Genomic DNA, 13,271 nt, shown 5'->3' on the forward strand with positions numbered 1-13,271 from the left:
AGTCAGCTCAAACAGCTTGAAAGATACTCGCTTAATCAGAGGAACAACTTTGTTGCACTTGACTTGACAATTGGGGGATTGATATTATGCGTTTTATCATGAAAATATTTACTGGAATTTTGCAATAAAGTGAGTTTTTGTCAATCTGCTTTTAAACAATAATCCAAGCAGTTTCTTACTTCTCCTTGTGCAACGATAAAAAACTGTAGACCATAGTCCCAAAGATGGCTCCAATACTAAGACCAAAGACCAGTAAGGGGATCATTATCTCTGTTTGGATGATTTTTTCCAAGAAAGTTGAAAGGGACATCTGTTGAACGAAGAGTTTATGAAAGAGCAACAGAGCAAATAAGCCAATCTCAATACTTATAAATACCAACCAACTACGAACTTTTATTTGGTGTTTGCTGTAGGTTTTGTAGATGATTTCTGATTTGTCATCCTTTTCAAGATGAAGCTCTTGGACGGCTCTTTGAGCTTTTATACTCATGAACAGAATGAGTCCAAAATAGATGTAGGGCATAACATTTCGAACAATTTCTATAAAGCGTCCGAACAAAATATAGAACAGGAAGAGAAAGAAGGAAGAGTAAAAGATTTGGACCATGGAACGGGCGCAAGCCTTGTAGATAACCTCTTGACGGCATTCGTCAAAAGGTCCTTGTATATGAAAGAAATTTCGAAGTAAGCGAGTTGTTAAGTCTTCTTTTTGCATGGGTAATTTCTCCTAAATGAACGATGTTATTTTGTTTCTTTTGCGAATTGATAGAGATAATAAAGATAAGTAATAGAAGAAAGGATAGCGATAGTGAACAGTAAATAATATTTCCAATTGCTTGAAATGAGTGTCAGTTGTGGTAAGGATAGAAAGGATAGAATCATAAAGAATAGTGCTAAGTTGAGTATGCGCGTTGTTTGGGAGTCGATCTTTAGATAAGTCAATCCTTTGTTGAGTGCTGGAACAAAGACTGGAAGTAGGACTATATCGTAGATTGGCAAGTTCCCTGAAACGATGATGAAGGTGAGTAGAGAAGCAAACAAAAGATGATAGGTAAGTAAAGTTACTAGTGATTTCATAAGCGTTCTCCTAATCGTCGTCTTGCTCTTCCTTGGCTTTTTGAATCCGAAGGGAGATACCGCTCTGCATGATCAATCCGAAGAATAAAGTTGCTACGATAGTTGTCACAAAATGTCCTGTATTTAAAAGAGAACTAAGATAATTTTTACTATCATCCGTCAAGACATTAAGAAGTGGTATTCCAAATAACATGACTGATCCATAGATTAGACCCGCTTTCAGACCAGGAAAACGTAACTGTTTCTTTTCCTTTTGGCTCAACATATCAGGATCGATGGCTGTGATACCCGTTTTCTTGGTTTGAGAGAGCACATAGAAGGCACAAACCATGGAAATACCAAATATCACCAGAGGATAACCGATAGCAACTATTTCTGGATATTTGGTAGCGAGGACGAGCGGAATAAGATTGCCAAATATCATCAGATAAAAGAGAATCATAAAGACTTGGTTACCGATACGATCGGCCTCTCGCTGTTTGTGTTCATCAAGGGGGCCTGAAATGCCATAGATGCGTTTGATCAGTTTTTCATTGAGGGATTCTTTTTTCATAAGCATTCTCCTAATCCTCATCTTGCTCTTTCTTAGCTTTTTCAATGCGACGGGAGATGAGGAACTGTATGCTCGCTCCGAAGAAGATAGAACCGAGAATGCTTGATACACCATTTCTTATAGTGAGAAGAGAATGAAGATAGTCCTGACCTTCACCTATGAGTATACCGAGAAGAGGAGTTATAAAAAACATCCATAGACCAAAGAACAAACCTGCTTTAAGACCTGGGTAGTGTAGTTGCTTACTTTCTTTCTCGCTCAGCATATCTGGTTCAATAGTTGTAATCCCTGTTTTTTGCATTTGGTAGGTGAGATATCCAGCAGCGATGAGGGCAATCACTAAAATTAGAGGAGGATAGACTAGAGCCACTAGCTGAGGATATTTATAGGCTAGAACGAGTGGAATAAGATTTCCGAAAATCATCAGATAAAAGAGAATCATAAAGACTTTATTTCCAATGCGGTCAGCCTCACGTCGTTTGTATTCGTCAAGCGGATCAGAAATACCGTAAGTGCGTTTGATCAGTTTTTCCGTGAAGGTTTCTTTTTTCATTTTTCTTCTCCTTTTTAAAAATCATCCTCCCAAAAGAGACTGTTGAGGTCAGTTTGGAGGCTTCGAGCGAGATTGAGACAGAGTTCCAGGGTGGGATTGTACTTGTCGTTTTCAATCATGTTGATGGTTTGTCTCGAGACACCGATATCCTTGGCGAGCTCGAGTTGGGACTTGCCCAGTTCCTTGCGGAATTCTTTTACACGATTCATGCTTCCTCCTTTTTAGTTTATGTCATATATATTTGACTATAGTATATTCTTTTAAGAACACAATGTCAACTATTTTTGACATATTTTTAAAAGAATCTTGGTGATAATATTTCTATGTGAAAATCTTCTAGCGATTTTATGGTATAATGAAGGAAAATAATAGTGATTTGGATACCCTGAATGCTATCCAATAAAGAAAGAGCAGAAAATGAACCATAAGATTGCAATTTTATCAGACATTCATGGCAACACGACGGCTTTAGCTGGAGTGCTTGAGGACGCTAAAAATTTGGGAACGACTGAATATTGGCTTTTGGGAGATATTTTTCTTCCTGGGCCGGGAGCAAATGACTTGGTGGCTCTGTTGAAAGACCTACCCATTACAGCATCCGTTCGAGGGAACTGGGATGATTGTGTGTTAGTGGCTTTAGGCGGGCTCTATGGTCTAGAAGATCCCGAAGAAATTCAGTTTCTCAGGATGACTCAGTATCTGATGGAGCGCATAAACCCTGAGCATATTGATTGGTTGAGAAAGCTACCTATGATAGCCAAGAAAGAAGTAGAAGGCTTGCGCTTTTCTCTTTCACATAATTTACCTGAGAAAAATTATGGTGGTGATTTGCTGGTTGAAAATGATACCGAAAAATTTGACCAGCTACTTGATGAAGCTACAGATGTAGCCGTCTATGGACATGTCCATAAACAGCTTTTGCGTTATGGTAGTCAAGGGCAACAAATCATCAATCCAGGTTCGATTGGTATGCCTTATTTTGACTGGAATGGGCTGAAAAATCACCGAGCTCAGTATGCCTTACTTGAAGTTGAAAATGGTGAATTAGTCAATATTCAATTTCGAAAAATTGCCTATGACTATGAAGCAGAACTAGAATCAGCCAAGGCCAAAGGACTTCCTTTTATCGAAATGTATGAGGAATTACGACGTGAGGACAACTATCAAGGCCATAATAGAGATTTGTTAGCCAGCCTCAATGAAAAACATGGTTATATCAAGGATGTCAAAAACTATTTTGATTTTTGGTAAAAGGTGCTTTAACGAACAGATACTAAATAAACGATTGGACGAGCCAATCGTTTTTAATATATCTTATTGTAATTGAGATTGATCTGGTAAGTAAGAACCACCGAGATAGGTTTTGCTGAGTTTTTCAAGGGTTCCATCTTGGTAGAGTTCTTTGAGGACCTTGTCAAATTGTTCTTTAAATTCTTTTTGGTCGCTTGAGAAGATGATGTAGTTGTTTGGATTGTCATTGCTCGCCAAGTCGACTACGTTCAAGTCTAAGCCACGGTCTTGGATAATTTTTTGAACAGAGATTTTATCAAAGATTAGGAAATCAAATTCACCATTGGCGAGGTCAGTCAGGCGTTTAGCGACATCCTCACCAGAGTATTGGATGGTGGCAGGATTGTCTGAGTGATTTTGATTCCAGTCCGTAACAACCTTGGCAGTAGAAGTTCCAGTGTCATCCTGGGTTGTTTTACCAGCGATGTCTTGAAGAGAGGTAAGAGCCTTGTCTTTTCTGCTCACAAGAACCAAAGGATTTTTTGCGATAGGTAGCGAGTAGAGGTATTTGTCTGCTCTTTCTTTGGTGTAGCTCAAGTTGTTGGCAGCAGCTTGGTAACGGCCAGCATCAACTCCAGGGAAGATACTCTCCCAAGCTGTTTTTTGAAATTCAATCTTGTATTGATCTAGTTTTTCATCGACCGCTTTTAAAACTTCAACATCATATCCAGTTAGGCTACCATCTTGTTCAAAGTCAAAAGGTGGGATGTCTCCGGCAGTGGCTACGACAATGGTTTTAGGGCTAGTAGTAGAAGTTGAAGCACTTTCCTGTTTAGATTGTCCACAGGCCACTAACAAGGGACTAATGGCTAATAATAAGAATAATTTTTTCATGTGTGTCTCCTTTACTTAATGGTATCTAGCTTACCAGACAATCAATCATATATCCAATATATATTTTTTATGGAGACGATAGAGAAACATTATAATTTTAAAATGGAGCCTAGAACTGAAAGTGGAATTTGAAAAAAGATAATTTGTTTCACTAATGAAAAAACTCTGCAAGCTCTTTCAAAATATGGTAAAATGGAAGCAGTAGAAATAGAAAAGGAAATCAATTATGAAATTTCTTGAGTTAAATAAAAAACGTCATGCGACCAAGCATTTTATTGATAAACCGGTTGATCCTAAGGATGTTCGTACAGCTATCGAAATCGCAACCTTGGCACCAAGCGCTCACAACAGTCAGCCTTGGAAGTTTGTCGTGGTTCGTGAGAGAAATTCTGAATTAGCAAAATTGGCTTACGGTTCAAACTTTGAGCAAGTAGCATCTGCCCCTGTAACCATTGCCTTGTTTACAGATACTGACCTAGCTAAACGAGCTCGCAAGATTGCTCGAATTGGTGGTGCCAATAATTTCTCAGAAGAACAACTACAGTACTTTATGAAAAATCTTCCAGCAGAATTTGCACGTTATAACGAACAGCAAGTCAGTGACTACTTGGCTCTTAATGCTGGGCTTGTAGCTATGAACTTGGTCCTTGCTTTGACTGACCAGGGAATTGGTTCAAACATTATCCTTGGTTTTGACAAATCAAAAGCCAATGAAGTCTTGGAAATCGAAGAACGTTTCCGCCCAGAACTTTTGATCACAGTGGGTTACACAGATGAGAAGTTAGAACCAAGCTACCGCTTGCCAGTAGATGAAATTATCGAAAAAAGATAGGAAGAAAACATGACAACAATTGATTTTACAGCAGAAGTAGAAAAACGCAAAGAAGACCTTTTGGCCGACTTATTCAGCCTTTTGGAAATCAACTCAGAACGTGATGATAGCAAGGCTGATGCTCAGCATCCATTTGGACCTGGTCCAGTAAAAGCTTTGGAGAAATTCCTTGAAATCGCAGACCGTGATGGTTATCCAACAAAAAATGTCGACAACTATGCAGGACATTTTGAGTTTGGTGAAGGTAAGGAAGTTCTTGGAATCTTTGCCCACATGGACGTGGTACCGGCGGGTAGCGGTTGGGACACTGATCCTTACACTCCAACTATCAAAGATGGTCGTCTTTATGCGCGTGGTGCTTCTGATGATAAGGGACCAACTACAGCGTGTTACTATGGTTTGAAAATCATTAAAGAACTTGGTCTTCCAACTTCTAAAAAAGTTCGCTTTATTGTCGGAACTGATGAAGAATCAGGTTGGGCAGACATGGACTACTACTTTGAACATGTAGGACTTGCGAAGCCAGACTTCGGTTTCTCTCCAGATGCTGAATTCCCAATTATCAATGGTGAAAAAGGAAATATCACAGAATATCTCCATTTTGCCGGTGAAAACAAGGGAGCAGCTCGTCTTCACAGCTTTACAGGTGGTTTGCGTGAAAATATGGTTCCTGAATCAGCGACTGCAGTCGTTTCAGGTGACTTGGCTGACTTGCAAGCGAAACTAGATGCCTTTGTCGCAGAGCACAAACTTAGAGGAGAAATCCAAGAAGAAAACGGTCGATATAAGGTTACTATTATCGGTAAATCTGCCCACGGTGCTATGCCTGCTTCAGGTGTCAATGGTGCGACTTATCTTGCTCTCTTCCTTAGCCAGTTTGCCTTTGAAGGACCTGCAAAAGACTACCTTGACATTGCTGGTAAGATTCTCTTGAATGACCATGAAGGGAAGAACTTGAAAGTTGCTCATGTGGATGAAAAGATGGGTGCCCTTTCTATGAATGCAGGTGTCTTCCGCTTTGACGAAGCAAGTACTGATAATACTATTGCCCTCAACTTCCGTTATCCAAAAGGAACAAGTCCAGAGCAAATCAAGTCAGTTCTTGAAAACTTGCCAGTTGCTTCAGTTAGTTTGTCAGAACACGGACATACACCTCACTATGTACCAATGGAAGATCCGCTTGTCCAAACCTTGTTGAGCGTTTATGAAAAACAAACGGGTCTTCAAGGGCATGAACAAGTTATCGGGGGTGGAACTTTTGGACGCCTCTTAGAACGTGGTGTAGCCTATGGTGCTATGTTCCCAGACTCTATCGACACTATGCACCAAGCCAACGAATTTATCGCCTTGGACGATCTCTTCCGTGCAGCAGCCATCTATGCTGAAGCTATTTACGAATTGATCAAATAATGCTATAGAAGTCTGAGATTGTATGCTTAGACTTCTTTTTGGAGGGAAAACAGATGTCTCAAATCGAAAACATCAAACAAGCCATTATGGCAGATCCACAAAATGCCAGTTATACGAAACAAGGTATCGAGCCTCTCTTTGCAGCACCAAAGACAGCTCGGATCAATATCATTGGGCAGGCACCTGGTCTTAAAACTCAGGAAGCAGGGCTGTACTGGAAGGATAAAAGTGGGGATCGATTGCGAGACTGGTTGGGTGTGGATGAGGATACCTTTTACAATTCAGGTTATTTTGCAGTCATGCCCATGGATTTCTATTTTCCAGGACATGGGAAATCCGGTGATTTACCGCCTAGACCTGGTTTTGCAGAAAAGTGGCACCCAGAACTCTTGAAAGAGTTACCGTATATCCAATTGACGCTCTTGATTGGGCAGTATGCACAGGCATACTATCTGCATGAGAAAGTCAGTGGAAAGGTAACGGATCGTGTACATCGATTTAAAGATTATTTGCCAGATTATTTCCCTCTAGTACACCCGTCACCTCGGAACCAAATCTGGATGAAAAAAAATCCTTGGTTTGAAGCAGAAGTCCTGCCTGACTTGAAAGATAAAATCCAAAAAATTCTCGGAGATGAACAATGAAAGAAATTACTTTTAATGATTTTTACCAACTATACCAGAAAGAGTCGCTTTCTCTATTGGATGTGAGAGAAGTTGAGGAATTTGAGGTTCTTCATTTAGAAGGTGCTCGTAATTTTCCTCTCAGCCAACTAGCCGATACTTATGAGCAACTAGACAAAGCCCAGTCTTACTATGTGATTTGTAAATCAGGAATGCGTTCAGCACGTGCCTGTCAATTTTTAGCAGAACAAGGCTATGAGGTTATCAATGTCCAAGGTGGCATGGATGCTTTAGAATAAGAAAACCTCCCTTTAAGACCTAAAATAAGAAAGGTTTTAAAGGGAGTTTATTTGCTCTAAAAATCAGAAAATTGAAAACATTTTAGAATTGTTCCGTGAGAGCCTTTTCAAGCCTTTAAACATGTTATACTAAGAAAGTATTTTATTTTTTATAAGGAGAGTTTATGGCTAAAAAAGGTGCTTTAACAGGATTACTCCTGTTTGGAATATTTTTTGGAGCAGGTAACTTAATTTTCCCTCCAACTCTGGGCGCTCAGTCTGGAGATAACTTCCTCCCTGCTATTGCAGGATTTGTATTTTCAGGTGTCGGGATTGCTGTCCTAACCTTGATTATCGGAACCCTTAATCCTAAGGGGTATATCTATGAAATTTCTAAGAAAATTTCTCCATGGTTTGCGACAGTTTATCTAGCAGTTTTGTACTTGTCGATTGGTCCATTCTTTGCGATTCCGCGTACAGCGACAACTTCTTTTGCAGTAGGGATTAGTCCACTCTTGGCCGAAGCAGATAAGGGATTAGGCTTGATTGTTTTCACACTTATCTACTTTGTTGCAGCTTATCTGATTGCTCTTAATCCTTCAAAGATTTTGGATCGTATTGGTCGTGTCTTGACTCCAGTTTTTGCCCTCTTAATTGTTGTTCTGGTCATCCTTGGAGCCTTTAAATACGGTGGAAATGCACCACAAGCGGCTTCAGGAGCTTATCAGGCTTCAGCATTTGGAGCAGGATTCCTTGAAGGATATAACACTCTAGATGCTCTTGCCTCTGTTGCCTTCAGTGTAATCGCTGTTCAAACCTTGAAACAACTTGGATTTTCAAGTAAAAAAGAGTATATTTCAACTATTTGGGTAGTCGGTATTGTCGTAGCAATTGGCTTTAGTGCCCTTTACATCGGCTTAGGTTACCTTGGAAATCACTTCCCGATGACAGAAGAAGCGATGAAGGGTGGAACTCCAGGAGTTTATATCTTGTCGCAAGCGACCCAAGAAATCTTTGGTTCAACAGCTCAATTATTCCTAGCAGCCATGGTAACAGTAACCTGCTTCACAACGACTGTAGGTTTGATTGTTTCAACTGCTGAATTCTTTAACGGACGTTTCCCACAACTTAGCTATAAGGTTTATGCGACTGTCTTTACCTTGATTGGTTTTGCAATTGCCAACCTTGGTCTTGATGCAATCATCAAATATTCTATCCCTGTCCTAGTTATCTTGTACCCAATTACGATTGCCATTGTCATGATTGTGATTGTGAACAAGTTTGTTGCTCTTTCAAAACCAGGAATGCAATTAACTGTTGGTATTGTCACAGCCATTGCTATTGCAAGTGTTTTAGGATCTACTTTTAAAGTTGAGGTCCTTGCAAATATCGTGAACGCTCTACCATTTGCGGAGGCTTCTCTGCCATGGTTGGTACCAGCTATTATCGGAATTCTACTTTCTCTTGTTCTTCCAAATAAACAAGAAAGTGAAGCTTTTGAAATGGAATAGAAAAAAACTTGGCATGAGCCAAGTTTTTTCTATTTAGTCTTAGTTGCTTAGTTTTTTTCTGTATAACCAAGGTCTGTTAACATTTTTTTAGAGGCTTTAAAACTTACGTTTTTTCCAACGCCTGAGTATTCTTCTGGTAAAGCTTTTCTAAGTTCGTCAATGCTTGCAACTGAAAGATCGATTTCAAGATCTTGAACGACTTTAGCATCTTTAACTTCGATTGAGAAAGTTACCCCTTTAAGTCCCTTATAGCCTTTGTAGGTTTCTTCAAGAACACTTTTTACAGCATCTGCTGTATTATTGAGGACTTCAGGATCAGCGACATTATGAGCGGTTTGTTTCACAACGTTATCACCATCAACTGTATAGATCAATGTTGATTGGACACCGGGCTAAGAATCATTTACAAAAGTAACAGTTTTTAGTTCGGCTTTCTTTTCAGCTTTTTCAGCTTCAGTAGTTTTTACCTCAGTTGACTCTACTTTTGAAGAGTTAGAAGTTGTTGATGATTGTTTTGAACATCCCAACAAGAATGCCAAGGGTAAAGCTAAGAGAAGTGTCATTTTAAAATATTTGTTCATATTTTTTCCTTTCTTCCTAAGAACTACTTTTGTTATACCATAAAGTAATTTTACATTCAAAGTATATTTGCTTTTCCTTTTTGCACATACTAAAATGGGAAAAGTGATATAATGGTAGCAAGAGGTGAAGAAATGAATCAAACTGTAGAATATATCAAAGAACTAACTGCTATCGCATCCCCAACTGGTTTCACACGTGAAATTACGAATTATTTAGTTGAGACTCTTGAAAAACTAGGTTATCAACCAATCCGTACTGCTAAAGGTGGAGTGAATGTTACCATTAAAGGTAAAAATGACCAGCAACAGCGTTATGTGACCGCCCATGTGGATACCTTGGGAGCTATCGTTCGCGCTGTTAAACCAGATGGTCGTCTTAAAATGGACCGTATTGGTGGCTACCCTTGGAATATGATTGAAGGCGAAAACTGTACAGTTCATGTGGCTAGCACAGGTAAAACGTTATCTGGAACGATTTTGATCCACCAGACTTCTTGTCATGTATACAAGGACGCTGGAACTGCTGAACGCACGCAGGACAATATGGAAGTGCGTTTGGATGAAAAAGTGACCAATGAAAAAGAAACACGCGCACTTGGTATTGAGGTTGGTGACTTTATCAGCTTTGACCCACGAACTGTCGTAACTGAGAAAGGCTTTATCAAATCGCGTCATTTGGATGATAAGGTCAGTGCAGCTATCCTTCTAAATCTCCTTAAAGCCTATAAGGAAGAAGGGATTGAACTTCCTGTCACTACGCATTTTGCCTTCTCGGTCTTTGAAGAAGTGGGGCATGGTGCTAACTCAAGTATCCCAAGTCAAGTTGTCGAATATCTAGCGGTAGATATGGGAGCAATGGGAGATGACCAGCAGACGGATGAGTACACAGTGTCTATCTGTGTCAAAGATGCTTCAGGTCCTTATCACTACGAATTCCGTCAACATCTGGTTGCTCTAGCAAAAGACCAAGACATTCCATTTAAACTCGATATCTATCCATTTTACGGTTCGGATGCTTCTGCAGCCATGTCAGCTGGCGCAGAGGTCAAACACGCTCTCCTAGGAGCGGGTATCGAGTCTAGTCACTCTTACGAGCGAACTCATATCGATTCTGTAGTTGCTACTGAGCGTATGGTGGACGCTTATCTTAAGAGTGAGTTGGTGGACTAGGATGTGCCTAATTTGTGAACGAATTGAATTGATTAAGGCAGGGGAAAATCCCTACTTTGTAAAGGAACTAGAAACAGGATATGTCGTAATTGGTGACCACCAGTATTTTGAAGGCTATACTCTCTTCTTAGCCAAGGAACATGTTACAGAATTACATCATCTAAAACCAAGTATCAAACTTCGCTTTTTAGAGGAAATGAGTCTAGTCCAGGAAGCTGTCTCTATAGCTTTTTCAGCTCAAAAGATGAATGTAGAGTTGTTAGGAAATGGGGATGCACATGCTCACTGGCATATTTTTCCGAGACGAGAGGGTGATATGAAGGGACACGGGCTTAACGGTTGTGGCCCAGTTTGGTGGGTCCCATGGGAAGAAATGGTTGCTGAGGAATATCACGTTAAAGATCGGAGACTGGAAAACTTGATTGCGACATTATCAGAAACTTTAAACCAGATAGTAAAATGAAAGGATTAAAGATGAAGAAAAGATATCTTGTATTATCAGGATTATTAGCATTGACATTAGCAGCTTGTTCGCAAGAAAAACCAGCAACTACAGAGGCTAAGTCTTCTACAGAACAAAAGACTGTAGAAGAAGGAACCGCGGGAAGTAAGTCTCAAGAAGCTAGTCAAAAGAAAGCTCAAGTGGTCAACAAAGGAGATCACTACAGCATTCAAGGAAAGTACGATGAGATTGTTGTCGCTAATAAGCATTATCCTATGTCAAAAGACTACAATCCTGGAGAAAATCCTACAGCAAAGGCGGAGTTGTTGAAGCTTATTGCAGCTATGCAACAAGCAGGATTCCCAATTAGTGATCACTATAGTGGTTTTAGAAGTTATGAAACTCAAACTCAGCTTTATCAAAACTATGTAAATAAAGATGGCAAGGCTGAAGCTGACCGCTATTCGGCAAGACCTGGTTATAGTGAACACCAAACTGGTCTGGCTTTTGACCTGATCGGAACAAATGGAGACCTAGTCACTGAAGAAAAGGCAGCCCAATGGCTTTTGGACCATGCAGCAGACTATGGCTTTGTCGTTCGTTATCTAAAAGGTAAGGAAAAGGAAACGGGTTATATGGCTGAGGAATGGCACCTTCGCTATGTTGGCAAAGAAGCCAAAGAAATCGCAGCTAGTGGTCTCAGTTTAGAAGAGTACTATGGCTTTGAAGGTGGAGACTATGTTGATTAGTCGCAAAACATCTTGCAAGATTACTTAAATTTTGATAAAATGAATAATAATTAAATAGGAATCTGCAAGACTAGTATCTCAGGGGAAGTATATCAGGGAGGAGAGCCGTGACTGAAAGCTCTCTATATGAAAGCTGGGTGAATTCACTTGCCTATGGATTCAGAAATAAAGGTCTGACTTGTCAGATGAAAACGGATGGTACCGCGTGTCAACGCTCCGAGTGGAGTTTTTGGCATGTGGTTTTCTTTTTATCTTACGAGAGACTGATGGAGGAATTATGTCAACTATTGAAGAACAATTAAAAGCGCTTCGTGAAGAAACGCTAGCTAGCTTGAAGCAGATTACTGCTGAAAATGAAAAAGAGATGCAAGATTTGCGAGTCTCAGTCCTTGGTAAAAAAGGGTCACTGACTGAAATCCTTAAAGGGATGAAAGACGTTTCTGCTGAAATGCGCCCTGTTATCGGAAAACACGTCAATGAGGCTCGTGATGTCCTAACAGCTGCCTTTGAAGAAACAGCTAAGCTCTTGGAAGAAAAGAAAGTGGAAGCTCAACTAGCAAGTGAAAGCATAGATGTGACACTTCCAGGTCGTCCAGTTGCGACTGGTCACCGTCACGTTCTTACACAAACTAGTGAAGAAATCGAGGATATCTTCATCGGTATGGGTTACCAAGTCGTGGATGGATTTGAAGTGGAGCAAGATTACTACAACTTCGAACGTATGAACCTTCCAAAAGACCACCCAGCCCGTGATATGCAGGACACTTTCTACATCACAGAAGAAATCTTGCTCCGTACCCACACGTCTCCAGTTCAGGCGCGTGCGATGGATGCCCATGATTTTTCTAATGGTCCTTTGAAGATGATCTCACCAGGGCGAGTATTCCGTCGTGATACGGACGATGCAACCCACAGTCACCAATTCCACCAAATCGAAGGCTTGGTTGTTGGGAAAAACATCTCTATGGCCGATCTTCAAGGAACGCTTCAGTTGATTGTACAAAAAATGTTTGGCGAAGAGCGTCAAATTCGTTTGCGCCCATCTTACTTCCCATTCACAGAGCCATCTGTTGAAGTTGACGTTTCATGCTTCAAGTGTGGAGGAGACGGCTGTAACGTATGTAAGAAAACAGGTTGGATCGAGATTATGGGTGCCGGTATGGTTCACCCACGTGTCCTTGAGATGAGTGGTATCGATGCGACTGTTTACTCTGGTTTTGCCTTTGGTCTTGGTCAAGAGCGTGTAGCCATGCTTCGTTACGGTATCAACGATATCCGTGGATTCTACCAAGGGGATGTCCGCTTCTCAGAACAGTTTAAATAAGATTGAAACCTGAAACACAGTCCTATACAGTTCTAGTCATTTCC

16 protein-coding genes and 1 pseudogene are annotated in these 13,271 nt (G+C 40.4%); 10 read left to right on the forward strand and 7 right to left on the reverse strand.

Annotated features, from left to right (window positions below):
- Positions 1-175 precede the first annotated feature (175 nt).
- Genes K1I67_RS07255 through K1I67_RS07275 form a run of 5 tightly spaced genes read right to left on the reverse strand, consistent with a single transcriptional unit; the run spans position 176 to position 2,392 of the window.
- On the reverse strand, positions 176-715 hold the full coding sequence (locus K1I67_RS07255; RefSeq protein ID WP_223339426.1) for a DUF3278 domain-containing protein: 540 nt from the start codon (positions 713-715) through the stop codon (positions 176-178).
- 26 nt (positions 716-741) lie between these two features.
- A complete protein-coding gene (locus tag K1I67_RS07260; protein WP_223339427.1) occupies positions 742-1,077 on the reverse strand; it encodes a hypothetical protein in 336 nt (111 codons plus the stop codon).
- Positions 1,078-1,087: 10 nt separating this feature from the next.
- Positions 1,088-1,630 (reverse strand): DUF3278 domain-containing protein, encoded by a 543-nt coding sequence (locus K1I67_RS07265; RefSeq protein WP_223339428.1) that lies wholly within the window; start codon positions 1,628-1,630, stop codon positions 1,088-1,090.
- Positions 1,631-1,640: 10 nt separating this feature from the next.
- Positions 1,641-2,183, reverse strand: coding sequence for a DUF3278 domain-containing protein (locus K1I67_RS07270; protein ID WP_223339429.1), 543 nt, complete (start codon positions 2,181-2,183; stop codon positions 1,641-1,643).
- Positions 2,184-2,197: 14 nt separating this feature from the next.
- Complete coding sequence (locus K1I67_RS07275; RefSeq protein WP_006152985.1) at positions 2,198-2,392, reverse strand: helix-turn-helix transcriptional regulator; 195 nt, start codon at positions 2,390-2,392, stop codon at positions 2,198-2,200.
- Positions 2,393-2,600: 208 nt separating this feature from the next.
- Here K1I67_RS07275 and K1I67_RS07280 point away from each other — a divergent pair, with 208 nt between their 5' ends.
- Positions 2,601-3,434 (forward strand): metallophosphoesterase family protein, encoded by an 834-nt coding sequence (locus K1I67_RS07280; protein ID WP_223339430.1) that lies wholly within the window; start codon positions 2,601-2,603, stop codon positions 3,432-3,434.
- Positions 3,435-3,497: 63 nt separating this feature from the next.
- Here the strand turns inward: K1I67_RS07280 and K1I67_RS07285 are convergent, their stop codons facing one another.
- Complete coding sequence (locus K1I67_RS07285; RefSeq protein WP_223339431.1) at positions 3,498-4,307, reverse strand: amino acid ABC transporter substrate-binding protein; 810 nt, start codon at positions 4,305-4,307, stop codon at positions 3,498-3,500.
- A 226-nt stretch (positions 4,308-4,533) separates the two neighbouring features.
- Here K1I67_RS07285 and K1I67_RS07290 point away from each other — a divergent pair, with 226 nt between their 5' ends.
- The 5 genes from K1I67_RS07290 to brnQ all read left to right on the forward strand — a co-directional run bounded on the left by K1I67_RS07290 (position 4,534) and on the right by brnQ (position 8,961).
- Positions 4,534-5,139, forward strand: coding sequence for a nitroreductase family protein (locus K1I67_RS07290; protein WP_223339432.1), 606 nt, complete (start codon positions 4,534-4,536; stop codon positions 5,137-5,139).
- A 9-nt stretch (positions 5,140-5,148) separates the two neighbouring features.
- Positions 5,149-6,549, forward strand: coding sequence for a dipeptidase PepV (gene pepV, locus K1I67_RS07295; protein WP_223339433.1), 1,401 nt, complete (start codon positions 5,149-5,151; stop codon positions 6,547-6,549).
- A 53-nt stretch (positions 6,550-6,602) separates the two neighbouring features.
- Complete coding sequence (locus K1I67_RS07300; protein ID WP_223339434.1) at positions 6,603-7,193, forward strand: uracil-DNA glycosylase family protein; 591 nt, start codon at positions 6,603-6,605, stop codon at positions 7,191-7,193.
- Positions 7,190-7,471, forward strand: coding sequence for a rhodanese-like domain-containing protein (locus tag K1I67_RS07305; protein ID WP_223339435.1), 282 nt, complete (start codon positions 7,190-7,192; stop codon positions 7,469-7,471). The genes K1I67_RS07300 and K1I67_RS07305 overlap by 4 nt, the downstream gene beginning before the upstream one ends.
- Before the next feature lie 164 nt (positions 7,472-7,635).
- Positions 7,636-8,961 carry a branched-chain amino acid transport system II carrier protein gene (gene brnQ / locus K1I67_RS07310; RefSeq protein ID WP_223339436.1) on the forward strand — a complete coding sequence of 442 codons (1,326 nt, stop codon included), beginning with the start codon at positions 7,636-7,638 and terminating at the stop codon, positions 8,959-8,961.
- A 47-nt stretch (positions 8,962-9,008) separates the two neighbouring features.
- On the opposite strand, the pseudogene K1I67_RS07315 reads toward brnQ, so the two are convergent.
- Positions 9,009-9,542: pseudogene (locus K1I67_RS07315) on the reverse strand (DUF1307 domain-containing protein).
- 132 nt (positions 9,543-9,674) lie between these two features.
- On the opposite strand from K1I67_RS07315, the gene K1I67_RS07320 reads away from it, so the two are divergent.
- From K1I67_RS07320 to pheS, 4 genes are all read left to right on the forward strand, one after another.
- Positions 9,675-10,712, forward strand: a complete 1,038-nt coding sequence (locus K1I67_RS07320) for a M42 family metallopeptidase (protein WP_223339437.1) — start codon at positions 9,675-9,677, stop codon at positions 10,710-10,712.
- Position 10,713: 1 nt separating this feature from the next.
- Complete coding sequence (locus tag K1I67_RS07325) at positions 10,714-11,175, forward strand: HIT family protein (protein ID WP_223339438.1); 462 nt, start codon at positions 10,714-10,716, stop codon at positions 11,173-11,175.
- Between the two features lie 11 nt (positions 11,176-11,186).
- A complete protein-coding gene (gene ldcB, locus K1I67_RS07330; protein WP_223339439.1) occupies positions 11,187-11,903 on the forward strand; it encodes an LD-carboxypeptidase LdcB/DacB in 717 nt (238 codons plus the stop codon).
- A 277-nt stretch (positions 11,904-12,180) separates the two neighbouring features.
- Positions 12,181-13,227 (forward strand): phenylalanine--tRNA ligase subunit alpha, encoded by a 1,047-nt coding sequence (gene pheS / locus K1I67_RS07335; RefSeq protein WP_223339440.1) that lies wholly within the window; start codon positions 12,181-12,183, stop codon positions 13,225-13,227.
- The last annotated feature ends 44 nt before the right edge of the window (positions 13,228-13,271 follow it).

The organism is Streptococcus infantis (assembly GCF_019929575.1).
Lineage (GTDB): Bacteria > Bacillota > Bacilli > Lactobacillales > Streptococcaceae > Streptococcus > Streptococcus infantis_L.

Bases quoted from the DNA above. Each gene is read 5' to 3' on its own strand.
- K1I67_RS07325 (WP_223339438.1), top strand. From the start codon at position 10,714: ATGTGCCTAATTTGTGAACGAATTGAATTGATTAAGGCAGGGGAAAAT.
- K1I67_RS07275 (WP_006152985.1), bottom strand. From the start codon at position 2,392: ATGAATCGTGTAAAAGAATTCCGCAAGGAACTGGGCAAGTCCCAACTC.
- K1I67_RS07300 (WP_223339434.1), top strand. From the start codon at position 6,603: ATGTCTCAAATCGAAAACATCAAACAAGCCATTATGGCAGATCCACAA.
- K1I67_RS07270 (WP_223339429.1), bottom strand. From the start codon at position 2,183: ATGAAAAAAGAAACCTTCACGGAAAAACTGATCAAACGCACTTACGGT.
- K1I67_RS07280 (WP_223339430.1), top strand. From the start codon at position 2,601: ATGAACCATAAGATTGCAATTTTATCAGACATTCATGGCAACACGACG.
- K1I67_RS07290 (WP_223339432.1), top strand. From the start codon at position 4,534: ATGAAATTTCTTGAGTTAAATAAAAAACGTCATGCGACCAAGCATTTT.
- K1I67_RS07320 (WP_223339437.1), top strand. From the start codon at position 9,675: ATGAATCAAACTGTAGAATATATCAAAGAACTAACTGCTATCGCATCC.
- K1I67_RS07265 (WP_223339428.1), bottom strand. From the start codon at position 1,630: ATGAAAAAAGAATCCCTCAATGAAAAACTGATCAAACGCATCTATGGC.
- K1I67_RS07260 (WP_223339427.1), bottom strand. From the start codon at position 1,077: ATGAAATCACTAGTAACTTTACTTACCTATCATCTTTTGTTTGCTTCT.
- ldcB (WP_223339439.1), top strand. From the start codon at position 11,187: ATGAAGAAAAGATATCTTGTATTATCAGGATTATTAGCATTGACATTA.
- K1I67_RS07305 (WP_223339435.1), top strand. From the start codon at position 7,190: ATGAAAGAAATTACTTTTAATGATTTTTACCAACTATACCAGAAAGAG.
- K1I67_RS07285 (WP_223339431.1), bottom strand. From the start codon at position 4,307: ATGAAAAAATTATTCTTATTATTAGCCATTAGTCCCTTGTTAGTGGCC.
- brnQ (WP_223339436.1), top strand. From the start codon at position 7,636: ATGGCTAAAAAAGGTGCTTTAACAGGATTACTCCTGTTTGGAATATTT.
- K1I67_RS07255 (WP_223339426.1), bottom strand. From the start codon at position 715: ATGCAAAAAGAAGACTTAACAACTCGCTTACTTCGAAATTTCTTTCAT.
- pepV (WP_223339433.1), top strand. From the start codon at position 5,149: ATGACAACAATTGATTTTACAGCAGAAGTAGAAAAACGCAAAGAAGAC.
- pheS (WP_223339440.1), top strand. From the start codon at position 12,181: ATGTCAACTATTGAAGAACAATTAAAAGCGCTTCGTGAAGAAACGCTA.